The organism is Halococcus dombrowskii (assembly GCF_022870485.1).
GTDB classification, from domain to species: domain Archaea; phylum Halobacteriota; class Halobacteria; order Halobacteriales; family Halococcaceae; genus Halococcus; species Halococcus morrhuae.
The window spans coordinates 781673-805069 of sequence record NZ_CP095005.1 but is presented as its reverse complement, the minus strand read 5'-3'; the positions used below and the strand labels follow the sequence as shown (position 1 = coordinate 805069).

The window sequence follows — 23397 nt, the reverse complement described above, 5'->3', positions numbered from 1 at the left end:
GTTTCATGTGTACTCATATCATGGGGATTGCTGAAACCTACTCTCGCGGCCGGAGCGTCGTCGCCGAACGACCCCTCACGCTGCTGGTCGCGGTCGTCTGCGTGCTGTTGGCGGTCGATCTGGTTTCGAAACTACTGGGCGGCTCGCTGTCGGTGCTCAGCCTCGCCGTCTTCCTCAAGGACGGGCTGATCCTCGGACTGGTCATCGGGCTCGCGGGGGTCGGGCTCTCGATGACGTATTCGATCCTCGGCTTTCCCAACTTCGCTCACGGAGACTACATCTCCAGTGGTGCGTTCGCCGGCTGGGCGACCACCTACGTGATCGCGGGGTCCGGCACGGTATCGGTCGGCGATCTCCTCCTGCTCGGCGTCAGCGGCGACGCGAGCGCGGGCAGCGTCGGCGTGAGCGTCGTCTCGACGCCGCTGGCGGTCGTCGCGGGGCTCGTCATGGCGGTCGTGTTCACCATCGCGCTCACCCTGCTCATCGATCGACTCGTCTACAAGCCGATGCGCGATCAGGAGGGGATCTCGCTGCTCATCGCGAGCGTCGGCGTCGCGCTCGCGCTGCGCTATCTGATCGCGTTCGTCTTCGGCACCAGTCGTCCGGGTATCACCGGTGGGTCGATCCCCGGGATCGCCGTTCCCGGTGTCGGCATCCGGATCAACGCCCACGAGGCGACGCTCGCGATCTGTGCGATCGGCCTGCTGGTCGGCGTTCACGTCGTGCTCCAGTACACGAAGCTCGGGACGGCGATGCGCGCAATGGCCGACAACCGCGACCTCGCGCGCGTCACCGGCATTCCCACCGAGCGCGTCGTCCGCGCGACGTGGATCATCGGTGGCGGGCTCACCGGCGCGGCAGGCTATCTCATCACGCTCGAAACGGGCACCATCGCCTTCGACTTCGGCTGGGTACTGCTCCTCCTCATTTTCGCGGCGGTCATTCTGGGCGGCATCGGCTCGGTCTACGGCGCGATGTTCGGCGGGTTGCTCATCGGGCTCGCGAGCACGGTGTCACTGGTCTGGATACCATCCGATTTCACCACCGTCGCGGCCTTCCTCGTCATGATATTCATGCTGTTGGTCAAACCGTCGGGGCTGTTCGGCGGGGTGACGACCGCATGACCGCCCCGCGGTACGTACCGCCGTCATCAATCGTGTACGCGATCAACGGGGTGGACGACCGATGAGTAGCGCCACCGAGCGGGTCGCGGCCCGTCTGCCCGACAACGACGCCGTGTTGATCCTCGGCGTGCTGTTCGGGCTGTACGTCGGCTTCACGGCGTTGGGGATGGCACTCGGGCTCGATATCGCGGGGCTCGCGAGCACGCTCCAACGGATCACCTTCTTCGCGGCCGTCTACGCGCTGCTCGCGCTCGCCTTAAATCTCCAGTGGGGCTATGCGGGGCTGCTGAACATCGGCGTCGCGGGGTTCATGGCCGTCGGCGTCTACACGATGGCGATGCTCACCGCGCCAGCGAGCCCCGCGGCGGGCGGCGTCCCCGGGCTCGGCCTCCCGCTCTGGGTCGGCGTCATCGGCGGGATGGTCGCGGCGGCGCTCGTCGGCGCGCTCGCGGCGCTACCCGCACTCAGACTCAAGGCCGATTATCTGGCCATCGTCACGCTCGGCCTCTCCGAGATCATCCGACTCACGTACAACTCCACCACCTTCCAGACCTTCTCGATCGCGGGTGCCGACCTCGGCACCGGTGCCTCACAGGGCATCCAGACGCCGACCAACCCCGTGATGGCGCTCTACTACACGACGCCATCGAGCCCCGCCGCCGGCAAGACGGGACTCGGCGAGGCCGTCTTCGGCTTCTTCAAAACGCTTGGACTTGACGAACCGGTCATCGTCGACTGGACCTACACGATCGTGCTCGTGATCTTCGTCGGCCTGTTCTATCTCCTGCTCACGCGCGTCGGCAACTCGCCGTTCGGACGGGTGCTCAAGGCCATCCGCGAGGACGAACTCGTGGCGAGTTCGCTCGGGAAGAACACGAACCGGTTCAAGATCAAGACGTTCATGCTCGGCTGTGCGCTGATGGGGCTCGGCGGAATTCTCTGGCAGGGGAGTCAACAACTCGTCAACCCCGCACTGTTCCTCCCGATCATCACCTTCTACGTCTTCATCGCGCTGATCATCGGTGGCTCTGGCTCGAACACCGGCAGCGTCATCGGCGGCGCGCTGTTCGCCGGGCTGCTGTTCGAGGGACCGACGTTCGTCCGTCGGCTCGTCCAACAGACCGTCGATCTCGGCGGCGCACCGAACACGTTCACCGACGCGATCGCCGCGCTCGGCTCGCTGGATGTCGGGCCGCTGCTTGCCTACACGCTCGCCGACGTCTCCAGCCTCCGGTTCGTGCTCGTCGGGGTGGTGTTGGTCTATCTCGTGCAGAACCGACCCGATGGACTGCTCGGCCACCGCAAGGAGACCGCCGCGGCCGTCTCGCTCGCGCGCGAGCGGACCGCGGCCGGCCAAGCAGACGGCGGCGAGACGGAGGTCGACGATGAGTGAAAGCGATACGGGGGTGGCGATCGAGGGTGAGAACCCCGAGGAGATCACGGATATCGATCCCGAAGAGGACTCGGACGTCGAGCGTGCTGCCCGCGAGATACCGCCCGGGCGACCGCTCCGGGTCGACGATCTCCGCATGGAGTTCGGCGGACTGACGGCGGTCGACGGGGCCGGCTTCGCCATCGAAGAGGGATCACTCACGGGGTTGATCGGGCCGAACGGCGCTGGCAAATCGACCACGTTCGACTGTATCACGGGCGTCCATCGCCCGACCGGTGGCTCGGTGAAGCTCCACAACGAGGAGATCACGGGCCTGCAGCCGTACGAGATCGCCGCCCGTGGACTCGTTCGCACGTTTCAGATCACGCGCGAACTGCAGGAGATGACCGTGCTCGAAAACATGCTGCTCGCGCCGCGCGGCCAGCAGGGTGAGTCGCTCTGGCGGGCGGTGCTGCCGGGCGTGCGCCGCTCGGTACAGGCCCAAGAGCGAGAGCTGCGCGAGCGAGCGTGGGAGACGCTCGAATTCTTTGAGATCGATCATCTCGCCGAGGAGTACGCGGGCAATCTCTCGGGCGGCCAGCGCAAACTGCTGGAGATGGCCCGTGCGCTGCTGACCGACCCCGAGGTCGTTCTCCTCGACGAGCCGCTCGCAGGGGTCAATCCGACGCTCGAACACAAACTGCTCGAACGGATCGACGAACTCCGCGAACAGGGCTACACCTTCCTGCTGGTCGAACACGACATGGACGTGATCATGGAGAACTGCGAGCGCGTCATCGTCATGCATCAGGGGCGCGTGCTCGCCGACGACGCGCCGGCGGCGATCCGCGAGAACGAGCAGGTGATCGACGCCTATCTGGGGGCGAACGTATGAGCGATGAACACGCAGTCACGGACGACACGGAGACGGGCGAAAGCGACGCGACCGCCGACGGCCTGCTCTCGATCACCGATCTCGACGCGGGCTACGGCGACCTGCAGATCCTCTCGGCGTTGGATCTCGCGGTCGATTCCGGGGAGTACGTCAGCATCGTCGGGCCGAACGGCGCTGGCAAGTCGACGGTGATGAAGGCGATTTTCGGATTGGCGACCCACATGGATGGCTCGATCGCCTTCGACGACGAGGGGATCGGCGGTCTCGCTCCCGAGGAAGTGATCCGCCGGGGCGTGAGCTACGTCCCACAGAACGAGAACGTCTTCGCCGGGCTCTCGGTGCGCGAGAACCTGGAGATGGGCGCGTACATCCTCGATTCGGTGCCCGAGGAGCGACTCGCGGACGTCTTCGAACGCTTTCCGATCCTCGAAGAGCGCCAGTCCCAGCGTGCGGGCACCCTCTCGGGCGGGCAGCGCCAGATGCTGGCGATGGGACGGGCGCTGATGCTCGATCCCGACCTCCTCCTGCTCGACGAGCCGTCGGCCGGGCTCGCACCCGATCTCGTCGACGAGATGTTCGACCGGATCGACGCCATCAACGACGCCGGGACGGCCGTGCTGATGGTTGAACAGAACGCGATCGAGGCGCTCTCGCGCTGTGACCGTGGCTACGTGCTCGTCCAGGGCCAGAACCGCTTCACCGACACCGGCGCGGCACTGCTCGACAACGACGAGGTCCGCCGGGAGTTCCTCGGCGGCTGAAACGCCCGTTCAGGCGCTCGTCGTGCCCGCGCTGCTGTTGTTGCCACCGCCGCCGGCTTCGAACTCGACGGTGTCCTGCTGTTCGATGTCGCCACTTTCGGTGTAGCTGAAGATCTCGTAGCCGACCGACTGCATGTCGCCGTTCTCGTCGAAGTTGACGCTGCTCGATGCGCCCTGATAGTTGATGTCGTCGCCGTTGGCGGCCATCCCGATCCCCTCGGCGAGATTTTTCGGCGTGACTTCAGCTCCGCCGGGGTTCGCGACCGAATCCATGTTCTGCTGGACGGCCGAGCCGGTGTTCTCGCCGGCCGCGGCGATGGCGAGCATCTGGACCGCGGTCGCGTCGTAGGCCTGCGAGGTGAACACGCCGGGTTCGTTGCCGAACTCGTCCTTGAACGATTTCGTGAAGAACTGCTTGGCCGGTCCGGCGGCGATCGGCGCGGTGCCGACGACGTTCGTCATGGACTGACCGACGTCGCTCGGCAGTTCGGGCGCGCGCAGCCCGTCGGTGACGAGGATGGTCGTGTCGCGGCCGTAGTTCGAGTAGAAATCGCGGAACAGCTGGTTGCCGCTCTCGGGATAGCCGATGACGAGCAGTCCGTCGGGGCTCGACGACATCGCCTCCTGGAGCTTCGAGCTGTACGACGACTGTGCCTTCTCGAAGGAGACCTGCGCCGGGACGTTGCCGTCGAACGCCTGGACGAAACTGTCGGCGAGCGCCTGGCCGTAGGAGTTGTTGACGAACATCGCCGACACCGCCGCTGCGTTGACGCGCTGGCTGGCGACCCGTGCGAGCACCTCACCCTGCAGCGCGTCGCTCGGTGCCGTCCGGTAGACGTAGCCGTTGTCCTGCAGGCCGGTGATCGCCGGCGAGGTGCTCGCCGGCGGGGTCAGGACGACCTGATTGGGGATCGTGACGTTCTTCGCGACCTGAATAGACGTTTCCGAGGAGGCTGCACCCGTTATCGCCGGGTAGCCCGCATCGACGAGCGCTTGGGCGGCGCTGATACCTGCCTGCGGGTCCGTCTGCGTGTCCTCGATCTGTGTCTCGATGGAGAACTCCATGTCGGCGTTCTGTAACTGTCGTGCCGGCAGCTGCGCGGCCTTCTGGATCGGTTTGCCGACCGATGCGAGGTCGCCAGTCGTCGGCTGGAGAATGCCGATCTTGATCGTCTGACCACCACCCCCGCCCCCGCTACCGCTTCCGTTGCCGCCCCCGCCACCGCCGCTGGTACCTGTCCCGCCACTGCCGCCGCTTCCGTTGTCGCCTCCACCGCCGATGCAGCCGGCGAAGCCGGCGAGACCCGCAGCTCCGACACCGACGAGGAACTTGCGCCGATTGGTAGTTCGTGCCATGTCACCAGTATGTTCCCTGATGGCAATATAAATCTTGCCTCTAGGACCGACCGCCGGGAGCGGGTTTCAGTTCTCGCGGCAGTTCGCACAGATCGACTGACCGTTCACGGTCACGAGATCATGCGTAAGCGTCCCACAGTGTTCACAGATCCCCTGTGTGTCGTAGGTCGGGGATGGGTCGGTCGCCGTCGAGACGGTTCCTTCCTCGGCGACGGGCGCGATCGTCGAGGCGGTGGCGATGTCGTACGCCGAGACCACGCCCACCGGTTCGTCCTCGACGACAAGCAGCCAGTCGGCCTCCTCGCGGGCCATCGCCTCGGCTGCTGCCGTGAGCGAGGCATCCGAGGCGACCCGGACGATCCCGTCATCCATGGCGTCCGTCACCGTCGCCGCCGCGGGGTCGGTCTCGCCGACGAGCAGCGAAAGCGCATCGCGTTCGTCGAGCGCCCCGACGGGGTCGCGTCCGCGGAGGACGACCGCACAGTCAGCAGCCTCGTCGAGGAGCAGTTCGACCGTTTCGAGCAGGTCGTCGCTCTCGCTCACCCCGAGGAACTCCCGGGTCATGATCTCCCGCACGGTGATAGCACTGCTCATACCGGTCCGTTCCGGCCGTGCGTGCTAAAAAGTATCTCCAGTAGGGTTAAGAGCGCAGCCGTTCTATCTCATTGGTCGCCGAACACGACGTCACGGCCGTCGTACCGACAGGTTTCGAGGGCGTGTTTGGCGGCCATGCCCGCCGACTGGGCGTCCGCAGCCCGCCCGACGCCGACCTTGAGCTCGACGCCGACCGCCTCGCTGACGTGGTCGATGGCGTCGTGATACTGCTCGGCGTCGAGATCCGGACAGGTGGCGATGATGTTGTCGCCGCCGACGAAAAACGACAGCGAGTCGTGCGTCTCGCGGAGATAGCGCATCAGCTCGGCGTAGCTCTGTTCGATGTTGATGAACGTATCGAACTCGTTCAACCTGTCCGTATATTTTCCGGTGGCGTCGTTCACGTCGAAGTGGGCGATCTGGACGTCCTCAGCGGTGCGCTCCGGGTCGGCGACCGGCTCGCCGCGCAGTATCTCGCGGCGGTCGCTGGCCTGTGCGCTGCCAGCAGCCTGAAGCTGTTCGCTCGCGGTCTCGATCGCCGTCGCCGGCGTCTCGCCGGTGCCGATCGAGAGGCTCACCGTCACCGGATAGCGGTTGCCGATCGATTCCTGGATGAGCGCGTGGGCATCCGTGTCGATCCCGTTCGTGACGGCCACCATGTTGTCGAACCGCGAGAAGAAGACGTAGCCATCGCGGTTGCCGAACAGCTGTGAGAGGTCGGCGTACAGCCGCGATTGGAGGGTCTGGAGGTCGACTTCGCGCCGCGGTTCCGGCGTCACCGTCCACGGGCCGTAGTTGTCGATCTGGATCAGTGTGAGCTGCGTGTTCGTCACGGTTGTGAGCGGTTGGCAGCGGGGCGGTATCGGCGCTTCGATCGACGACGGCTCAGAGGGATCATCAGGCCACTCCATAGTTTTGTGCGAATCCCCTCCAGTAGTTGGGAGAGATAGCGTGCTGCATAGAGGCTGTATTCAGCAGCTCATGCGACCGGCTGCTTCACCTGCGTACAATCGAAGTCGTGGTATCACGACCCTCGGAAGCGTTATCCCCGGCAGCGCTCTATGACCGGATGTAATGACGAAAGGTACGGTTGATTTCTTCAACGATCAGGGCGGCTACGGCTTTATCAAAGTCGACGAGGACGAGGAAACGGATCTCGATGACGACGAGGACGTGTTCTATCACATGGAAGACATCGGCGGTTCGGATCTCGAAGAAGACACGGATGTGGAATTCGAAATCGAACAGTCGCAGAAGGGCCCGCGCGCAAGCAATCTCACCCGACTGTAAGCGAAAGCGATAACCAACAGTTCGAATTTTTAGTGCATAACAGTCCGATGAGCGCTGGCTGTAAGCATTTCTGGCGTGTGATTGATCCGGGTATCCTGGACGAGACCGATAGTCGGGACGACGGATAGAGATGGTGTGCGAGATACAGAGGCTGTATCTCGCATCTGGCTTTGCTGGTATCTCTTGTCTCCTTATTACTCCCCGTGATTCTTATTCCGTCAACCCTCCCGCCTCCCTCGGGGGCCATGAGGGCCGTGCCAGCGAGCGCTGGAGCACGTCGGCCCCGAAGCGTGAACAAGTAGTTCTGAGGAGATAGGTTGATTTTTTACAGCGGCACAAGTGTTCTTCGTATGGGTAAATCTCGATTCGCAATCGTCACCGGTCTCGTTGCGGAAGGAATCATCATTTGTGGCCTGCTTATCAGTATTCTCGTCCCGAACCGCCGTTTCTGGCCACCGGGTGAGCGTTCGTGGGCATTCCGTCTCTATTGGCTTTGTGGGACAGTGATGACTGCCAGTGCTGCGATCGTTGGATATCTCGACCGAGGCTCACTTGAAACAGATCTACCGGGACGGTTCTCACTCGGGAGCATCTTGGCAGCTAGCGGAGTTGCTATCAGTGCTCGTGCAGGACGTGACCTCAACATCGCGGAATCATCGGGTCTCGAAGGCCGTCTGTTTACTGGTGGTATCTATCAATATACTCGCAATCCTCAGTACGTCGGCATTCTCACTGCGCTTGGTGGGTTCTCTCTCTCTCTTAACGAAGTCGGCTCGGTTTGCGATTCTTGCCGTTGGGAGTGCAATTTGGACCCTCTTACTCCCATTCGCGGAGGAACCGTGGCTTGAGGAACAGTATGGCGAGGACTACGAGACCTACCGCGAGCGTGTCCCCCGATTCATAGGATGGAAGACACTCGTTCAACTCATGCAGTGATAGGACAGCGTTATTGAAAAATCAACCTCACAATGACGCAATTGATTACTGACAGGGTGGCAATCTCCGCTGTTACCGGCGTTGAGATCGACGGACATCGGCGGTCAAGAAACGAACTGAGCATCAACCTCCCAGAGCATATACTCATACACACAGATGCCTAACATTGCAATCGTTGGTGGCGGCATCGGCGGACTGAGTACAGCTATTGGCCTTCAGATCCGTGATTCGACCCGGTAGTGTACGAAGCTACAGATGAACTGCGGCCGGTTGGATTCGGGATCGGAATTGCCCCCAATGGAATGCAAGCGCTCGATCAACTCGATGTCGCCGATGCTGTTGAAGAGCGTGGCGTTGCCGTGGATCGAATCGAATTGCGAACCAAAGGAGGACAGCTTCTCATGCCAATGGATTTTCGCACTCCTGTAGATCGACACGGCCTTGATCATATCATGGTAGCTGTCCACCGAGCTGACCTCCAGTCCGTACTCAGAAACCAAATGTCCCCTGACAGATTGCAACTCGGTATGGAATGTGTCGGTGTCGACGCGAAGCAACCCGCGATTCAGTTCGCTGATGGAAGCGAAAAGACGCCGGACCTCGTTATTGGTGCTGATGGCGTCAACTCGATCATTCGGAAGAATATCTCCCCGAGCAGCCGATCACGATACGCTGGTGAAGTTGTCTATCGAGGACTCGTCGACGCAACTCCCTTGACCGACATCACTCAGATAGGTGCAGAGTTCTGGGGTCGTGGAGTGCGTTTCGGGTACTTTCCTGTCGATGACGAACGGGTGTACTGGTTTGCCTCAGTTGTGGCGAAATCTCCAGACATTGCGCCGGAAGCAACCTCCGCTAAACTCGCCGAACAGTATCGAAATTTCACTGATCCCGTTCCCAATCTCATCGCTGCTACCGACGACGATACCATCATCCAAACGCCATTGACGGATTTACCGTTACTCGATCACTGGACCAACAGCTGTGTTACTCTTCTCGGAGATGCTGCTCATGCTATGACTCCTAATCTCGCACAGGGAAGCGCACAGGCGATGGAAGATGCCGTCGTCCTCGCCGAGTCAATAGGTACCCACGGAGCCACCCATCGCGCGCTTTCTGCCTACGAAACTCGTCGCAAAGATCGAGCAGAAACTATACTGCGTCAGTCACGGATACAGGGCCGGCTGGCACAGGTGGAGTATCCGATTCTGGCGAAAATTCGGAACACCGCATTCAGGCACACACCTTCCTTACTATTGCAGAAGCAAACAGAATCAATGATCGCAGTCGATTTCTGAGTCTTTCAGTAAAGAGTTCACCCACACGAGCTAACCGACCACCCTCACGGCTCCCGCAAGGGGCCAGAGAGTTAGCGGGATAAGGATGAGCGTGAGCATGCAAGATACGCGCCCTCTATCCAGCAAGAAGGCTCGCTGTTATTGTCGTTCCGAGAGGAAGAGGCATTCTTCATCGGCACACATGCGTACGAGATGGCTCACCATCCAAAATCCAATAACGGGTGGGCGGAACGGCACCGGAAGGCGCTGACCACCCGTCACACCCACGAGGATGTACTGAACGACCGCGAGTTCGCACTCCTGCTGGAAGCGTGTACCGCACTCCCTGACCCTCGAGGGTTCGAAGCACGATTCGTCTGCTTGGTCGGTGGACGACTCGGCCTCCGCGCTGGAGAGATAGCTCACTTCCGGACTTCATGGATCGACTGGGATCGCAAGCTCATCCGGATTCCACGGCATGAATCGTGTAGCTGTGGCTACTGTCGACGTCAGGCCCGTCAGGAAGCAGCCCACAACGAACAACTTACCGTACCGGATGCCCTCGCGTCACGCTGGCATCCGAAGACCATCGCCTCGGTCCGGTTGATCCCCTTCGATTTGTCGCTCCGCATCGAGCTGTGCATCGAGCGATTTGCCAACCGCTACGACGGCTTTCCACGATCGCGGGCGACTGTCAACCGGCGGGTCCAGGAAGCTGCCGAGGAAGCCGACCTCACCGGACGAATCTATCCACACTGCCTGCGGGCGACGGCGGCCAGCTATCATGCGTATAAAGGCGTGGCCCCGGTTCCCTTGCAGGCCCTCATGGGCTGGAGTGATCTCGCGACGGCTCAGAAATATATCCGGATATCTGGAACCGCTACTGCCGACGCACTCCGACAAGTTCATCACAGGTAGGTGACTTCCCCTCTTCTGACAGTACACCCAATACTGCATAGAGGGGTGTACGCAGCAGGTGGTCACTAACCCAGCGTGTACCGTCGGAACTGATTTAGTAAGACGCGCGTAATACCAGCGTATGTCCGAAGCGACTACCGGACCAGATGGAGATGACGAGATCGTCACGGTGAATTTCAAAGTCACACAGTCGTTTCTCGACGAAATAGACGGCACATGGCAGGGACGCGGGTTCAACAGCCGTAGTGAGTTCATCCGGTACACCCTCCGAGACGCAACCGAATTCCCGACGTTCGACCGCGACGAGCTCGTCGCTCTCCTCGAAGCAGAGGAGGACATCCGTGAGGGACGGACGATGAGCGCCGACGAAGCCCGCGAACAGTTCGGAACGGACAGCGATGAGTAAGAACGACTGGACGTGGGAGCTCACATCGAAAGCACAGAACGATCTTTCGTCCTTTTCTCCATCTGAACAAGAGCAGATGCTCTGTTGATCGACAGACAGCGAAGGGGTGGGGTAGCTGAATACAACTCTTAGCGGCTCTAACCGACGATTCAACGTGACACACGATGCAGAAACATAGATTTGCGGTTGGGTTAGAATTGACAGATTTGATAAGGACCGGCGGATGGATCGGCGTATCGCTGGTGATGCCTCTCAGACCATCTGACAGAGAAAGAGCGGGCGGCGGCGTTAGCCGACCGCCCGCGAGAGGTTATGGATTATGCACTTCCGAGTCAGCTCTCGAAATTGCCCGTGCCACGTCCTTGTGTGGAGATTCTCGCCATCATCTGCCTTCAGCATCGAAAAGACGGTTTCGCTCATTGACCGCTGGTTGTAGAGGTCATCGTCGATCCGGGCGTTGTGAGCCTTCTGCAACGGGGATTGCTCACAGTGCTTGATGACCGGACGCGTGGCTTCTTTCCGGCACTTCTCTCGAAGCTCTTTCCACGAGTACATCTTATCCGCGAGGAGTTCCCGCAGGTCTCCGGCGTTCCGCCGGAAGACTTGCAACCCGATATGTCCGTCGTAGGCCTTCTTCGTCGTGAAATGGACGTCCCTGATCACCAACGACTCCGTGTCAACCAGAACCGTGGTTTTCATCGCCTGAAACGAGTAATCCGCCCGCTTGCGGTAATGATGGCTTGCCTGACCACGCTGGAAGCCGCTGGCATCGATCGCACCAGTTCCCGAGAAGCCAGCCTGCTCCGCCGTTCTGCGGAGCAGGCTGCGCAGTGTTCGCATCGAGATCTCTTTCTCCCAGTTGCAAAACGACGTGTGATCCGGCGACTTCTCCAACCCGAACACGTCGAGAATCCCGGGCATCTCGTTGAGATAATCTTCGAGATGACGGAGCGGCTTTCCGATGTCTTCGCGCAGAAGCAGTAACGCGATTTTGTTCCACTCAGCGTGCTCGCCGTCGCCGTCTTCGTCGGCGACGGCAGGCGCGTCTGGATCCTCCACGTGTTCTTTGGCAAGTTCTCGATATTTCTTCGCGCGTTGTCGCAAACGTTCCATACCGCAAGAAGGCGTCCAATTCCCCTGAACTCAGCGGTAGAATCGCCGGACGGAACCGGCGATCAACAGAGCAAGAGCAGATACTGAACAAACTCGACGAAATCGTCGACTCACCGTGGCGAGATCCGCCGGACTATGGTGAACCCCTCCAGAACAGTCCGCACAAGAAAGTACGTATCGGTGAGTTCCGCCTAGCCGTAACCTTTCGTCAATCCGAGCAACGGATGGTAGTCGCCCGAATCAAGCGTCGCGGTGGAGCGTACACTGCCGACGATGATTGATCGTCCTTGCTGCACGAAATCTCTGATCGACTTGCGCTGTGAGCTCTGCCTGAGCAACTCGGTCTAATCTGATTCTGACAGAAGCGCCGTGCAAGATAGAGAGGCTATATCTCGCACCCTGTAAACAGAGGAGTGGCTATTTGCAGGGGTAGCGATTCATGATTCGATTCTGGCGGCTGTGGAGCGGCCTCTGGCTGCTGATGAAAGGAGAGCTAGGTAGTGTTCTTGGCTCGAAATTGGGGAACACCGTGTGCCAAACCCAGAGCACTGTTATGGCTGATATTGCGACGTAGAGGGAGCTAATACTCAATGCAGAATAGCCCACAACAGCAACTAAAAACAGGGAGGCGACCCCTCCAGCAAGAACTCCGAGCGTCACAAACAGCGACAGACCAGTTTTGGACTGGACCTGAAGCTCCGTTCCTGTTACAATCCGGGTTCCAATCATCGTTGTAGTCAGAACGGTCCACGTGAGAAATGGTACACTGAGTAAAGTCAGTACGTTTGCCTCCAAGAGCGCAGTCTCGCCAGCAAGAATTCCCCAACCGAATAGTCCGATTCCAGCCCACACGATACTCCGCCAGAGTTCCTCATTGACGACACGCCGTGTCTCTAAGTCCATATCGCAGAATATCAGGGGATTTGATATAAGTTTTCTCCCGAGCTATAATCGCTTAGTACTTCCTCGAATGGTTCTGGCTACTCGTGGCGTTCGCTCCCGCATCGCGGTGCCTCACGGCCCCTGTCGGGGCCGGAGGGCTGGCAGGATAAGCCATGAGCTGGAACCTGCAAGATACGCGCCCTGCATCTCACACACCGATTTCAGAAATCGAGTATCTGTGATGTGAAACTCCCGAATATCAGTACTAACCCGATCAGATGTGTTTGAACACGCCCTTGACGAGCGTGAGCGCACCCTGATCCCAGGCGACGCGGTGGTCCAATCCTGTGCCCTCGCTTTCGGGATCGTCGTAGTTCTCGAGATACCACTCGTAGGTCTCGACGAGCGCCTCCTTGTTCGAGTATTTCGGCTCCCAGCCGAGCGACTGGAGCTTCTCGACGGAGACATAGGAATCCTCGTGGGCGGTCTCGTAGACCCAGGGGTACAGCGGCGAGAGGTTGAGTTTTTCGAGCACGCGTAGGGCGAACACCGTCAGCGGCGTCGGCGTTCCGACGGTGCGCTTGCCGGTGCCTGCGTAATCGATCGGTGCCTGGAAGTCCTCCTTCATCGTACCGAACTCCTCGGCTCCGACGTTGAACGTGGTGTTCACGTCGCTCTCGTCCTTCGCGAACATGAACTCCATCGCGCGCACGAGATCGTAGACGTGCATCAGCTGGTACTGGTTGTTGCCCCAGCCGACCATCGGCACGTTCGCGCCCGATTCGATCCAGTCGAACAGCACCTGAAAGACGCCGAGGCGCTTGGGTCCGATGAACGTCTTCGGGCGCAGGATGGGGACGCAGAGACCCATCCGGCGGAAGTCACGGCAGATCTTCTCGGCTTCGATCTTCGCCTCGCCGTAGGGACCCACACCATCCAGGGGCGACTCCTCGGTGATGGGATGGTGGTCGTGAGTGCCGTAGACGGCGGTCGAGGAGACGTAGACGACGCGCTCGACGTCTGCTTCCTTGGCGGCCCAGAGCACGTTGCGGGTGCCGTCGATCGTCGTCTCGCGGATGCGCTGGTCGTCCCACAGCGGGAGCGCGGCGGCGGTGTGGACGATCGCGTCGGCACCGGTTTCGTCGATCGCGTCGCGTACCGTCTCCTCGTCGCGCACGTCGCCCTCGACGAAATCGACGCCCTCGATCTCGTCTTCGGGTTTGAACGGTTTGAGGTCGAACGCGGTCACGTCCCAGCCGCGCTCGGCGAAATACTCGCAGGTGTGGAGTCCGAGGAACCCCGTACCGCCGGTGACGAGCAGCGAACCGGGCTCGGCGAGTCGATCGTCGTCGTGTGCGTGCGCTTGCATAGGCCCGCCGTAATGGGGGGCGTTTCAACTATCTACCGATACGATGCGAGCGCCCGTGTGGGATTCTCACGCCTGAAACGGTCCGAAACGGTGCGTATCGATCGGTCAGGTTTATGTCTCGCGACCGTGGATGAGGGCCAATGGGTGAGGCGCAGACACAGCAGGCCGGGTTCGTGCGCACGGCCGCCGGTCTCGCCTACGAGATCCGTCCGTGGCAGTGGTACAAACAGGGCGTGATACTCATCGCCATCGTCTTCTCGAAGCAGCTGTTCGACCCGATGGCGTGGGGACGGGTCTCGATCGCCGTGGCGGCGTTCTGTGCGGTCGCCGGCGCGACCTACATCTTCAACGACATCAGCGACGTCGAGGAGGACCGCAAACATCCCGAGAAGCGCAATCGTCCGATCGCGAGCGGACAGGTAGGCGTCCAGACGGCGGGCGCGTTCGCGATCGCCCTGCTCGTCGCGGGCTTTGCGCTCTCGTACACGCTCGGCCCGCTGTTCGTCGCGATCATCGTCGCCTACCTGGTCCAGAACGCGGCGTACTCGCTGTATCTCAAGGACGTCGTGCTGGTCGACGTACTGCTCATCGCCATCGGGTTCGTCCTTCGAGCCGTGGCGGGCGTGGTCGCCATCGGCGTCGCGCTCAGCCCGTGGCTCGTCGTCTGTACGTTTCTCGCCGCACTCCTGCTGGCGCTCGGCAAACGCCGCCACGAGTTCGCCGCCAGCGAGGTGCCCGGCGAGACGCGTGCGACGCTCGCCGACTACACGCCCGAGACGCTCGATCAGCTGCTCGGGATCGTCATCTCGACGCTGCTGATGTCCTACTCGATCTATACGTTCACGGGCGCGAAGCTCGCGATGATGCTCACGCTCCCGTTCGCCTTCTTCGGCGTCTTCCGCTACCACCATCTCGTCTACACGACGAAAGGCGGCGCGTCGCCCGGCGCGCTGCTCGTCGATCGACAGCTGCTCGTCAACTTCGTCTTCTGGGGGCTGATCGCGGTCGTCGTCCTCTACGGTCGCCCGCGCGCGTGGCTCGTCGGGGTGTTCGGCTGATGCGCTACGACCTCCAGGTCCACACCGACGCCTCGCCGTGTTCGGCCACGTCCCCCAGAAAGGTCGCCGCGGCCGCCGCGGGCGCGGGACTCGACGGCATCGTCGTGACCGATCACGACACGCTCGCGAACGTCGATCGCGTCCGCGAGCACGCCCCCGAGAGGCTGGACGTCGTCTCGGGCGTCGAGGTGACGACCACGCAGGGTCACCTGCTCGGTATCGACGTCGATGAAGCCCCGCCGAAGACGGACCCCCTCACTGTGATCGACGAGGTTCACGAGCAGGGCGGGATCGCGGTGCTCTCCCATCCGTTCGACACGGTGCGCCAGTTCTACGACCGCGAGCTGCCGGCGATCGCGGCGGCGGTCGACGGCGTCGAGGCGACGAACTCCCGGTGTGTGCGCCCGCTGTTCAACCGGCAGGCGCGCGCGTTCGCCGCCCATCACGGGCTGGCGATCACGGGCGGCAGCGACGCGCACTTTCCGATGGAGGTCGGCCGCGCGGCGACCGAGTTCGACGGCACGCTCCGCGAGGCGATTCGCGAGGGAACCACGACACCGTGCGGACACGGGCGCTATCTCTCGGGCCACGTCGCCACGAAGATCCAGCAGGCCCGGCGGGCGATCGGAGGGCTGCGATGAGCGACTCCCTGGAGGGAGCGAGCAAGGACGAGTCGACGGGTCGCATCCGCCAGCTCGTGAGCGACCACGGCGTCTGGGTGACGGCGGTGTTGACCGTGGTGGTGTTCGCGGCGCTGTTCGTCCTCGCCGACGCCGAGAAGGTGATCGCGGCCTTCTCGGAGTTCGAGCTCTGGGCGTTCGGCGCAGTCGTTCTCCTGACGACCGTCGGCTACGGCTTTCGTTTCGCCAAGTGGGAGTTCTACCTGCGCGAGCTCGACGTTCACGTCCCCCTGAAGACGAGTCTCACGGTGTTCTTCAGCGGACTGATGATGGTCGTCACGCCCGGGAAGGCGGGCGAGGTCTGGAAGGCGTGGCTGCTGCGTGACGAGGCGGGCGTGCCCGCGAGTCGGACGACCTCCGTCGTGGGGGCCGAGCGCATCACCGATCTGCTCTCGCTGTCGCTGCTGGCCGCGCTCGGCGTCGTCGCCTACGGGCGCTCGCCCGCGGTGTTGGTGGCGGTCGCCGTCGTCTTCGCGCTCGGGATCGGGCTGCTCCAGTGGCGGGCGGGCTGTCTCCGTCTGCTTTCGTGGGTCGGATCGCTGCCCGTCATCGGCGACTACGCCGAAGGGCTCGAAACGCTCTACGAGAGCACGTACAAGCTCTTTCGGCTCCGCCCGCTCTCGGTGGCCACGCTGCTCGGCATCGTCGCGTGGGGACTCGAAGGCGTCGCGCTCTGGCTCACGCTCCGCGGGTTCGGCGTCGAGACCTCCCTGCTGGTCGGTCTGTTCGTCTTCGCGCTCGGCTCGGTCGTCGGCGCGGTGAGCATGCTGCCCGGCGGGCTGGGTGCGGCCGAGGCGAGCATGACCGGCGTGCTCCTCACGTTCGGCATCGCCGAACCGATCGCGGTCGGCGCGACGATGGTCATTCGCGTCGGCACACTCTGGTACGCCGCCATCCTCGGCTTCGTCGTGTTCAGCGCACACAAGCTCTTCACCGGGTCGAGCGCCGAAGCCTGACAGTCGGTCAGGACCGGAATCGAAAATTGGAGACACACTGGTTGCTGTGGCGCGCGCTCGCGCTCGTGTGCGAAACGAAGTGAGCACCGAGCGCGAACATTGTGCGAGGGATGAGCGACGCGAACGAAGTGAGCAGAGCGAATCGGCTGGGGAGGTATGTGGGCGGCGTTGGTGCGGTGCTGTGAATGAACCGTCCGCGCGAACGAATGTGAGCGCGGTTCACCGTGAGCGACCGTCGGGAGCGAGCGGTCCTTTTTAGTCCAGGTTTTGCGAGTAGTGAGGGACCTCCGGTCCCTCATACCGTGCGAGCGGGCCATGCGCGGCGCTACGCGCCGCGAGTTCGAGGCGGCGAAGCCGCCTCGCACGCCCGCGAGCAGAGAGTGGTGCGCGCGGAGCGCGCACCCGACGAGTAAAAAAGTGGAGGTCCGGCAGTCTGATAGCCCCGCCGTCCGAGGAGCGGGTATGAACGCCGACATCGGGAGTTCGCGCGTGAGCGGCACGGTCCGAGCACCGCCGTCGAAGAGCTACACCCACCGGGCGATCCTGGCGGCGGGCTACGGCGACGGTACCACGCGGATCGAGCGGCCGCTCGTCTCTGCCGATACGCGCGCGACGGCGCGGGCCGTCGAGGCGTTCGGTGGGCGTGTCGAGGGAATCGCGGACGATAGTGAGCGCATCACGGTGGAGGGGTTCGGTCACCCCGAGACGCCGGCCGATGTCGTGGATTGTGCCAACAGCGGGACGACGATGCGTCTCGTCACGGCGACGGCGGCGCTCGCTGAGGGATTGACCGTGCTCACCGGCGACGGATCGTTGCGCTCGCGCCCGCACGGGCCGCTGCTCGCTGCGATCGATGATCTGGATGGGCGCGCCGAGAGCACGCGTGCGAACGGGCAGGCCCCGCTCGTCGTCGGCGGGCCGGTGGACGGCGGGCGGGTTTCGATGCCTGGCGACGTCTCCTCGCAGTTCGTGACCGCGCTCCTGATGGCCGGTGCGCGCTCCGAGTCAGGCATCGAGATCGGACTCGAAACCGAACTGAAATCCGCGCCGTACGTCGAAATCACTCGCGAGCTGCTCGCCGACTTCGGCGTCGAGACCGAGAACGGAGGAAAGGGGTTCGCGGTCGCGGGCGGGCAGGCCTACGACGCGGGCGGCGAATATCGCGTGCCGGGCGATTTCTCGTCGATCTCGTATCTGCTCGCCGCCGGCGCACTCGCCGCCGACGATGAACTTACCGTGGAGGGTGCGCGGCCGAGCGCGCAGGGCGACAGTGCCATCGTCGAAATCCTCGACCGGATGGGCGCGGAGATCGCGTGGGAGCGTGACGCCGGGACGATCTCGATCGTGCGCTCGCCGCTGTCGGGCGTCGAGATCGACGTCGGCGACACGCCCGATCTCCTGCCGACGCTCGCGGTTCTCGGGGCCGCGGCCGACGGCGAAACGCGGCTCGTGACCGCCGAACACGTCCGGTACAAGGAGACCGATCGCGTGAGCGCGATGGCCGACGAACTCGAAGCGATGGGTGCGAGCGTCACCGAGCGGGAGGACTCGCTCACGATCCACGGCGAGGACTCGGCCCTCCAGGGCGCGCGCGTCGACGGCCGGGGCGACCATCGGATCGTAATGGCGCTCGCGATTGCCGGGCTGGTCGCCGATGGGGCGACCACCGTCGTCGGCGCGGAACACGTCGACGTTTCCTTTCCGGATTTCTTCGCCACGCTCGCCGATGCTGGTGCCGACGTGACTCTCGACTGAGACGACGGTGTTTGTGCGGAGCGTTTGTAGGCGGAGTGGTGCGGTGCGGAGCGGGGTGGGGCGGGGCGGGCGGTCCTGGTGGATGAAGGGCGAGCATCCCGAAGGGATGCGAGGGCTTCGGCGGAGGCGGGCGGTTTTCGGGAGATGTTAGCATCCGCGCGAGTGAAACGAGCGCGGTTCACTGCGAACGAGCACCGCGAGTGAGCAGGAGTTTTTAGTCCAGGTTTTTCAAGGAGTGGTGCGCGCGGAGCGCGCACCCGACGCAGAAAAAAGTGGGTTCAAATCCCTGCGCGCCAACGCGAAGCCATGAACGGCAACGAGTTCGGTCGGCTCTTCCGGGTCACGACCTTCGGCGAGAGCCACGGCGAAGCGATGGGTGTCACGGTCTCGGGCTGTCCCGCGGGGCTGGAACTCGACGAGGCGGACGTCCAGCGCGAGCTCGACCGGCGCAAACCCGGCCAGTCACAGATCACGACCAGCCGCGGCGAGCCCGACGCCGTCTCGATCAAGAGTGGTACACAGGACGGCTACACCACCGGAACGCCGATCGGGATGGTCATCCAGAACAAGGACGCCCGCTCGGGCAAGTACGAGCCGTTCATTACCGCGCCGCGACCCTCACACGGCGATTTCACCTATTCGGCGAAGTTCGGCACCAGGAACTGGGGCGGCGGCGGGCGCTCGTCGGCCCGCGAGACGGCCAACTGGGTCGCGGCGGGCGCGATCGCCAAGCAAATTCTCGCAAACGAGGGCGTCGAGATCCGGGCGCACGTCAACCAGATCGGCGAGATCGAGGCTCCCGACGTGAGCTTCGAGGAGATAGGAGAACACGCCGAGGAGAACGAAGTCCGGTGTGCGCACCCCGAAACCGCGGAGCGAATGCGCGAGCGCATCGACGAATATCAGGAGGAGGGCGACTCGATCGGTGGGGCCATCGAGTTCGAGATTCAGGGTGCGCCCCGCGGGCTCGGTGCGCCACGATTCGACTCGGTGCCGGCACGACTCGGGCAGGCAATGCTGAGCGTGCCCGCCGCGACGGGTTTCGAGTTCGGGCTCGGACGAGAGGCCCGGCGCTATCGCGGTAGCGAGCGCAACGAGGACTGGGAGTTCGACGACGATGGCGACCCGATCCCCGTCGGCAACGACCACGGCGGGCTCCAGGGTGGGATCACCACCGGTCAGCCGATCCGCGGCGAAGTGACGCTGCACGCGCCGACCTCGATCCCGCAGAAACAGACCACCATCGACTGGGAGACGGGCGAGGAGAAGGAAGCCCAGGTCATCGGCCGTCACGACCCCGTGCTCCCGCCGCGTGGCGTCCCCGTCGTCGAGGCGATGGCCGCGCTCACGATGGCCGACTTCATGCTGCTCGGCGGGCGCGTCAACCCCGACCGTCTGGACGGCGACGTGGGCGAGTACGACACCGACTATCATCCATCGAGCCCGGAAAACGACCCCGACGCGCCGACGAGCGCCGAATCGACCGAGGACTGATCGTTACCAGTAGGGGTTCGACAGCCATCGCCGCGAGCGCGCGCCGACGGCGCTCATCGCGACGAGAGCAACGATCACCAGCGCGAGCACGGCGATCGTCGTCGGTGCGAGCGCGTTCAGCACGAGGACGGCGAGGCTACCGATGGCAGCGATGGCGACGAGCAGTGTGACGAGCCCGGCGAGCAGCCGTGAGAGCCACATCTCAGGCGCTCCGTGATCGTTCGTCGCGTTCGTGGCCGTCGATACGATCGATATCGGGAACCATCTATGGGAACGAGTGACAGCGCCGGCGTGAATAAATCCCGCGATCTGACGGGCGAGCCACGGCGTTCAAGAGCGCCGCGCGCGGAGTGCGTCCATGACTACAGTCGCCGTCCTCTGTGACGCGCCGAGCGAGGGCGTGCTGGCCGATCTCGCGGCGTCGACGCCGCTCACCGAGAGCGAGATTGCCGACCTCTACGCGGCGATGTGCGCCGACGTGTTCCGCGCCGTCGAGACGAGCGCGAGCGACCTGCTCGTCAACTACCGCCCCAACGAGTCAGGCGATCCCGAGACGGAACTGCGCGCGCTCGCCGATGCCGCGCTCGAAAACCCGGATGGCGTGCGCTACGAGACGCAGGCCGGATCGACGTTCGCCGGTCGCGTCGGCAACACGATCACGCATCTGCTCGAAAGCGAGGAGGAGAGCTCGGCGATGGCCGTCGAACCGACCGCCCCGTTCCTCACGCGCGGCGATATCGATGGACTAATGATGAAACTCCGTCGGAGCGACGTCGTGCTCGGGCCCGCCTCTGAAGGCCGAGTCTACGCCGCCGGCTTCTCCGCGCCGATCGACTTCGAGGAAGCCTACACGCCGCCGGCGGTTGAGACGCTCACCGCGCGCGCGAACGATGCTGGGCTCGATGTCGACTACGGACCGATGACCTCCGTGATCGAGACGGGCACGGACCTCACGGGTGCGCTCGCACTCGTCCGTGCGCGCGATCGGGCCGGACGTGACGTGCCCCAGCATACCGCCGCATGTCTCGATGATCTGGACGCGACGCTTGTTGAGGAAGACGGCGATCTCTCGTTGCGGAAAGCGGACACCGACAGCCCTTAGATGCCCGCGGAGGTAGTCGTGGCTGCGGTGGGGTGGCAGAGTGGACGATTGCGCCTGTCTTGAAAACAGGTGGCCTATGGCCTCATGGGTTCGAATCCCATCCCCACCGCGTTTCTCGTGACGAGTGGATTACCAACACAATAGCGAGCAGCAACGCTTTTGCGGCGACCGACCAGTTTTGAATCATGGCCGACTGGCCCCACGACCCCGACGGCGAGGAAGGGAGCGAAGGGATGCGCAAGTACGGACAGGCAGTCATCGCGAAGAAAGTCGACGAGCACGAGGATTTCCCGCTCGACGTCTCGGCGTTCGTCGACGAACACGGCGACGACCCGATCCGGCTCAGCCACGAGCGGGTCGTCAGCCTGTCGGAGATCTTCGACAACGTCGATAGCGACGAGATCGAGGACATCCAGACGATGCATCAGCGGGTCGGCGAAACGATGCGCGAAAACGGCTACTGGGAGTACGACACCGAAACCGAAGGTCCCGGTACCGAGGCCTGACTCACCACCCATTCGGCGCGGACGAAAGCACCTAAGCGCCGTCGGCTGGATGGACGTGCATGACCGGCGGCACCGACTCCACACGTCACTCCGCCGGCCTCTTTTCGCTCCGACGCGTTCTCGCGATCGGCTGGGTGACGCTCACCACGGTCGTCTTCTGCAACGTCCTCATCAAGTTCGTCGATCGCCAGCTGCTCGGCGCGAACACGCGCATTCCGAAGTTCTGGCCGTTCAGCAAGTTCACCCTCCGCATCGAGCGGATCCCCCTGCCGGACGCGCCGATCCTCGCCGTTGTGGCGATCGCGGTCTTCCTCGTCGCAACCGTCTACCTGCTCCGTACCGACCGAAACTCCGTCGTGCCGGTCATCGTTGCCGGCATCGCTCTTCTCGTGCTGACGACGCTCACCCACGGCGTTGGACCGGGACTGCTCAGGCCGCTCTCGGCACCGGGGAGCTACGAACGGGCGGCCATCGGTATCGCCGACCCCGGCGGCTACTACGAGGCTGCCGTCACCGTCGTGGATCCCGTCCGATTCCTCGAAACGTTCGAACAGCAACAGCTGAGCCTGCCGTTACACGCGCGCACGCACCCGCCAGGGGCGGTGTTCACCTTCTATCTCTTCGAGGTGCTGCTCCCGTCGTCGCTTGCGGTCTCGCTCGCCGTCGGCACGCTCTCGCTCGCGCTCGCGGCGCTGCTCCTCTTTCGACTGCTTGAAACGTACTATCCGCGCGACGTCGCACAGTTCACGACCTTCCTGTTCGTCCTGCTGCCGGCCGCCCAGATCTACGCGCTGACGACGCTCGACATCGTCATCACGGTCGCGATGCTCGGAGCGATCTACTGCTTCACGCGCGAGTCACGGCTCCTCGCGGCGCTCGGTACGCTCGCCTGTGTCTTCGTCGCCTCGACACAGACGTTCGTCTTCGTCTTCGTCCTTCCCGTGCTCGCCGCGTTCGCGGCCATCCGCCCCGCGAAACGCCGCCCGTTCGTGGTCGTGCTCATCGGATTGCTCGGTACCTACACCCTGCTCGCGGTCGTCTTCGACTTCAACTACCTCGATTCGTTCGCCGCCGCCTCCCAGCAGCAGAACCCCGGTGGCTTCCTCCTGTTCGCCGAACCGCTGCGCTATCTCTACACGCGCATCGAGGACGTCGCCGAGATCGCGCTGTTTTTCACACCCTACTTGGGACTGCTCGCGATCGCCGGTACGCGCGTCCTCTGGCGGGGCGCACGCGGCCTCAGCACGTACGATCGCGAACCGCTCGTGCTCTTCGGCGCTGCCGTCGTCTCGATCCTGGGCCTGTTCGCCGGCGGCGTCTACCATACCGGCGAAACCGCCCGCGGCGTGCTCTTTCTCTATCCGTTCCTCCTGCTACCGGTCGCCGCCGCACTCCGCGCGACGAACGCCTCGCGAGCACGACGGGCACTACTCGCCGCAGCGGTGTTCGGACAGGCGCTCCTGATGCAGTTGATCGGGGATTACTGGTGGTAGAATCCCACTTTTTTGGTCGGGGGAATCGCGCTCGCTCACTCCGTTCGCTCGCGCTCAACC

At 63.2% G+C, this 23397-nt stretch carries 24 protein-coding genes, 1 tRNA gene and 1 pseudogene; 19 read left to right on the top strand and 7 right to left on the bottom strand.

The window, feature by feature from the left end:
- Positions 1-20 precede the first annotated feature (20 nt).
- From MUK72_RS04370 to MUK72_RS04355, 4 genes are all read left to right on the top strand, one after another.
- Positions 21-1124 carry a branched-chain amino acid ABC transporter permease gene (locus tag MUK72_RS04370; protein WP_244704271.1) on the top strand — a complete coding sequence of 368 codons (1104 nt, stop codon included), beginning with the start codon at positions 21-23 and terminating at the stop codon, positions 1122-1124.
- A gap of 61 nt (positions 1125-1185) precedes the next feature.
- The gene (locus tag MUK72_RS04365) at positions 1186-2517 is read left to right on the top strand and encodes a branched-chain amino acid ABC transporter permease (RefSeq protein ID WP_244704269.1); all 1332 of its coding nucleotides are present in this window, start codon (positions 1186-1188) and stop codon (positions 2515-2517) included.
- A complete protein-coding gene (locus tag MUK72_RS04360; RefSeq protein WP_244704267.1) occupies positions 2510-3391 on the top strand; it encodes an ABC transporter ATP-binding protein in 882 nt (293 codons plus the stop codon). Before MUK72_RS04365 ends, MUK72_RS04360 begins: the two co-directional genes overlap by 8 nt.
- The gene (locus MUK72_RS04355) at positions 3388-4152 is read left to right on the top strand and encodes an ABC transporter ATP-binding protein (RefSeq protein WP_244704265.1); all 765 of its coding nucleotides are present in this window, start codon (positions 3388-3390) and stop codon (positions 4150-4152) included. The genes MUK72_RS04360 and MUK72_RS04355 overlap by 4 nt, the downstream gene beginning before the upstream one ends.
- A 9-nt stretch (positions 4153-4161) precedes the next feature.
- Here the strand turns inward: MUK72_RS04355 and MUK72_RS04350 are convergent, their stop codons facing one another.
- The 3 genes from MUK72_RS04350 to MUK72_RS04340 all read right to left on the bottom strand — a co-directional run bounded on the left by MUK72_RS04350 (position 4162) and on the right by MUK72_RS04340 (position 6935).
- A complete protein-coding gene (locus tag MUK72_RS04350; RefSeq protein WP_244704263.1) occupies positions 4162-5508 on the bottom strand; it encodes an ABC transporter substrate-binding protein in 1347 nt (448 codons plus the stop codon).
- Between the two features lie 66 nt (positions 5509-5574).
- Positions 5575-6102: a CBS domain-containing protein gene (locus tag MUK72_RS04345; RefSeq protein WP_244704261.1), complete on the bottom strand. Its 528-nt coding sequence runs from the start codon at positions 6100-6102 to the stop codon at positions 5575-5577.
- 68 nt (positions 6103-6170) lie between these two features.
- Positions 6171-6935, bottom strand: a complete 765-nt coding sequence (locus MUK72_RS04340) for a GTP cyclohydrolase III (RefSeq protein WP_244704259.1) — start codon at positions 6933-6935, stop codon at positions 6171-6173.
- A 241-nt stretch (positions 6936-7176) separates the two neighbouring features.
- Here MUK72_RS04340 and MUK72_RS04335 point away from each other — a divergent pair, with 241 nt between their 5' ends.
- The 5 genes from MUK72_RS04335 to MUK72_RS04320 all read left to right on the top strand — a co-directional run bounded on the left by MUK72_RS04335 (position 7177) and on the right by MUK72_RS04320 (position 10929).
- Positions 7177-7392: a cold-shock protein gene (locus tag MUK72_RS04335; protein ID WP_004051554.1), complete on the top strand. Its 216-nt coding sequence runs from the start codon at positions 7177-7179 to the stop codon at positions 7390-7392.
- Between the two features lie 350 nt (positions 7393-7742).
- Positions 7743-8240, top strand: coding sequence for a methyltransferase (locus MUK72_RS20415; protein WP_425311077.1), 498 nt, complete (start codon positions 7743-7745; stop codon positions 8238-8240).
- 327 nt (positions 8241-8567) lie between these two features.
- Complete coding sequence (locus tag MUK72_RS04330) at positions 8568-9626, top strand: FAD-dependent monooxygenase (protein ID WP_244704257.1); 1059 nt, start codon at positions 8568-8570, stop codon at positions 9624-9626.
- 192 nt (positions 9627-9818) lie between these two features.
- Positions 9819-10523, top strand: a complete 705-nt coding sequence (locus tag MUK72_RS04325) for a tyrosine-type recombinase/integrase (protein ID WP_244704255.1) — start codon at positions 9819-9821, stop codon at positions 10521-10523.
- 121 nt (positions 10524-10644) lie between these two features.
- A complete protein-coding gene (locus MUK72_RS04320; protein WP_244704253.1) occupies positions 10645-10929 on the top strand; it encodes a ribbon-helix-helix domain-containing protein in 285 nt (94 codons plus the stop codon).
- Between the two features lie 288 nt (positions 10930-11217).
- Here MUK72_RS04320 and MUK72_RS04315 read toward each other — a convergent pair whose 3' ends face one another.
- Positions 11218-12042 carry an IS5 family transposase gene (locus MUK72_RS04315; protein WP_244699423.1) on the bottom strand — a complete coding sequence of 275 codons (825 nt, stop codon included), beginning with the start codon at positions 12040-12042 and terminating at the stop codon, positions 11218-11220.
- A 68-nt stretch (positions 12043-12110) separates the two neighbouring features.
- Here MUK72_RS04315 and MUK72_RS04310 point away from each other — a divergent pair.
- Positions 12111-12323: pseudogene (locus MUK72_RS04310) on the top strand (type II toxin-antitoxin system RelE family toxin); the annotation flags it as partial.
- Positions 12324-12459: 136 nt separating this feature from the next.
- Here MUK72_RS04310 and MUK72_RS04305 read toward each other — a convergent pair.
- Both MUK72_RS04305 and MUK72_RS04300 read right to left on the bottom strand, forming a co-directional pair.
- Positions 12460-12945, bottom strand: coding sequence for a reticulon family protein (locus tag MUK72_RS04305; RefSeq protein WP_244704251.1), 486 nt, complete (start codon positions 12943-12945; stop codon positions 12460-12462).
- Between the two features lie 253 nt (positions 12946-13198).
- A complete protein-coding gene (locus MUK72_RS04300) occupies positions 13199-14293 on the bottom strand; it encodes an NAD-dependent epimerase/dehydratase family protein (RefSeq protein ID WP_244704249.1) in 1095 nt (364 codons plus the stop codon).
- A 140-nt stretch (positions 14294-14433) separates the two neighbouring features.
- On the opposite strand from MUK72_RS04300, the gene MUK72_RS04295 reads away from it, so the two are divergent.
- The 5 genes from MUK72_RS04295 (at position 14434) to aroC (ending at position 20236) form a co-directional block, all read left to right on the top strand.
- Positions 14434-15351 (top strand): decaprenyl-phosphate phosphoribosyltransferase, encoded by a 918-nt coding sequence (locus MUK72_RS04295; protein WP_244704247.1) that lies wholly within the window; start codon positions 14434-14436, stop codon positions 15349-15351.
- Positions 15351-15992 (top strand): PHP domain-containing protein, encoded by a 642-nt coding sequence (locus tag MUK72_RS04290; protein WP_244704245.1) that lies wholly within the window; start codon positions 15351-15353, stop codon positions 15990-15992. Before MUK72_RS04295 ends, MUK72_RS04290 begins: the two co-directional genes overlap by 1 nt.
- A complete protein-coding gene (locus tag MUK72_RS04285) occupies positions 15989-16987 on the top strand; it encodes a lysylphosphatidylglycerol synthase transmembrane domain-containing protein (RefSeq protein WP_244704243.1) in 999 nt (332 codons plus the stop codon). Before MUK72_RS04290 ends, MUK72_RS04285 begins: the two co-directional genes overlap by 4 nt.
- Positions 16988-17449: 462 nt before the next feature.
- Positions 17450-18742: a 3-phosphoshikimate 1-carboxyvinyltransferase gene (gene aroA, locus MUK72_RS04280; RefSeq protein WP_244704241.1), complete on the top strand. Its 1293-nt coding sequence runs from the start codon at positions 17450-17452 to the stop codon at positions 18740-18742.
- Positions 18743-19048: 306 nt separating this feature from the next.
- The gene (gene aroC, locus MUK72_RS04275; RefSeq protein ID WP_244704239.1) at positions 19049-20236 is read left to right on the top strand and encodes a chorismate synthase; all 1188 of its coding nucleotides are present in this window, start codon (positions 19049-19051) and stop codon (positions 20234-20236) included.
- A 3-nt stretch (positions 20237-20239) separates the two neighbouring features.
- Here the strand turns inward: aroC and MUK72_RS04270 are convergent, their stop codons facing one another.
- Positions 20240-20437: a hypothetical protein gene (locus MUK72_RS04270; RefSeq protein ID WP_244704237.1), complete on the bottom strand. Its 198-nt coding sequence runs from the start codon at positions 20435-20437 to the stop codon at positions 20240-20242.
- Between the two features lie 157 nt (positions 20438-20594).
- Here MUK72_RS04270 and MUK72_RS04265 point away from each other — a divergent pair, with 157 nt between their 5' ends.
- From MUK72_RS04265 to MUK72_RS04250, 4 genes are all read left to right on the top strand, one after another.
- Positions 20595-21338 (top strand): glycosyltransferase family protein, encoded by a 744-nt coding sequence (locus MUK72_RS04265; RefSeq protein WP_244704235.1) that lies wholly within the window; start codon positions 20595-20597, stop codon positions 21336-21338.
- A gap of 26 nt (positions 21339-21364) precedes the next feature.
- Positions 21365-21447, top strand: a tRNA-Ser gene (locus tag MUK72_RS04260).
- A gap of 76 nt (positions 21448-21523) precedes the next feature.
- Positions 21524-21844 (top strand): DUF5785 family protein, encoded by a 321-nt coding sequence (locus MUK72_RS04255; protein ID WP_244704233.1) that lies wholly within the window; start codon positions 21524-21526, stop codon positions 21842-21844.
- 59 nt (positions 21845-21903) lie between these two features.
- Positions 21904-23337, top strand: a complete 1434-nt coding sequence (locus MUK72_RS04250) for a hypothetical protein (protein WP_244704231.1) — start codon at positions 21904-21906, stop codon at positions 23335-23337.
- Positions 23338-23397: the final 60 nt, after the last annotated feature.

Excerpts from the sequence above, each read along its gene's own strand:
- MUK72_RS04360 (WP_244704267.1), top strand. The coding sequence starts at position 2,510 with ATGAGTGAAAGCGATACGGGGGTGGCGATCGAGGGTGAGAACCCCGAG.
- MUK72_RS04325 (WP_244704255.1), top strand. The coding sequence starts at position 9,819 with ATGGCTCACCATCCAAAATCCAATAACGGGTGGGCGGAACGGCACCGG.
- MUK72_RS04300 (WP_244704249.1), bottom strand. The coding sequence starts at position 14,293 with ATGCAAGCGCACGCACACGACGACGATCGACTCGCCGAGCCCGGTTCG.
- MUK72_RS04265 (WP_244704235.1), top strand. The coding sequence starts at position 20,595 with ATGACTACAGTCGCCGTCCTCTGTGACGCGCCGAGCGAGGGCGTGCTG.
- MUK72_RS04350 (WP_244704263.1), bottom strand. The coding sequence starts at position 5,508 with ATGGCACGAACTACCAATCGGCGCAAGTTCCTCGTCGGTGTCGGAGCT.
- MUK72_RS20415 (WP_425311077.1), top strand. The coding sequence starts at position 7,743 with ATGGGTAAATCTCGATTCGCAATCGTCACCGGTCTCGTTGCGGAAGGA.
- MUK72_RS04320 (WP_244704253.1), top strand. The coding sequence starts at position 10,645 with ATGTCCGAAGCGACTACCGGACCAGATGGAGATGACGAGATCGTCACG.
- MUK72_RS04305 (WP_244704251.1), bottom strand. The coding sequence starts at position 12,945 with ATGGACTTAGAGACACGGCGTGTCGTCAATGAGGAACTCTGGCGGAGT.
- MUK72_RS04370 (WP_244704271.1), top strand. The coding sequence starts at position 21 with ATGGGGATTGCTGAAACCTACTCTCGCGGCCGGAGCGTCGTCGCCGAA.
- MUK72_RS04335 (WP_004051554.1), top strand. The coding sequence starts at position 7,177 with ATGACGAAAGGTACGGTTGATTTCTTCAACGATCAGGGCGGCTACGGC.
- MUK72_RS04255 (WP_244704233.1), top strand. The coding sequence starts at position 21,524 with ATGGCCGACTGGCCCCACGACCCCGACGGCGAGGAAGGGAGCGAAGGG.
- MUK72_RS04345 (WP_244704261.1), bottom strand. The coding sequence starts at position 6,102 with ATGAGCAGTGCTATCACCGTGCGGGAGATCATGACCCGGGAGTTCCTC.
- MUK72_RS04355 (WP_244704265.1), top strand. The coding sequence starts at position 3,388 with ATGAGCGATGAACACGCAGTCACGGACGACACGGAGACGGGCGAAAGC.
- MUK72_RS04270 (WP_244704237.1), bottom strand. The coding sequence starts at position 20,437 with ATGTGGCTCTCACGGCTGCTCGCCGGGCTCGTCACACTGCTCGTCGCC.
- MUK72_RS04285 (WP_244704243.1), top strand. The coding sequence starts at position 15,989 with ATGAGCGACTCCCTGGAGGGAGCGAGCAAGGACGAGTCGACGGGTCGC.
- aroA (WP_244704241.1), top strand. The coding sequence starts at position 17,450 with ATGAACGCCGACATCGGGAGTTCGCGCGTGAGCGGCACGGTCCGAGCA.
- MUK72_RS04315 (WP_244699423.1), bottom strand. The coding sequence starts at position 12,042 with ATGGAACGTTTGCGACAACGCGCGAAGAAATATCGAGAACTTGCCAAA.
- MUK72_RS04295 (WP_244704247.1), top strand. The coding sequence starts at position 14,434 with ATGGGTGAGGCGCAGACACAGCAGGCCGGGTTCGTGCGCACGGCCGCC.
- MUK72_RS04250 (WP_244704231.1), top strand. The coding sequence starts at position 21,904 with ATGACCGGCGGCACCGACTCCACACGTCACTCCGCCGGCCTCTTTTCG.
- aroC (WP_244704239.1), top strand. The coding sequence starts at position 19,049 with ATGAACGGCAACGAGTTCGGTCGGCTCTTCCGGGTCACGACCTTCGGC.
- MUK72_RS04365 (WP_244704269.1), top strand. The coding sequence starts at position 1,186 with ATGAGTAGCGCCACCGAGCGGGTCGCGGCCCGTCTGCCCGACAACGAC.
- MUK72_RS04290 (WP_244704245.1), top strand. The coding sequence starts at position 15,351 with ATGCGCTACGACCTCCAGGTCCACACCGACGCCTCGCCGTGTTCGGCC.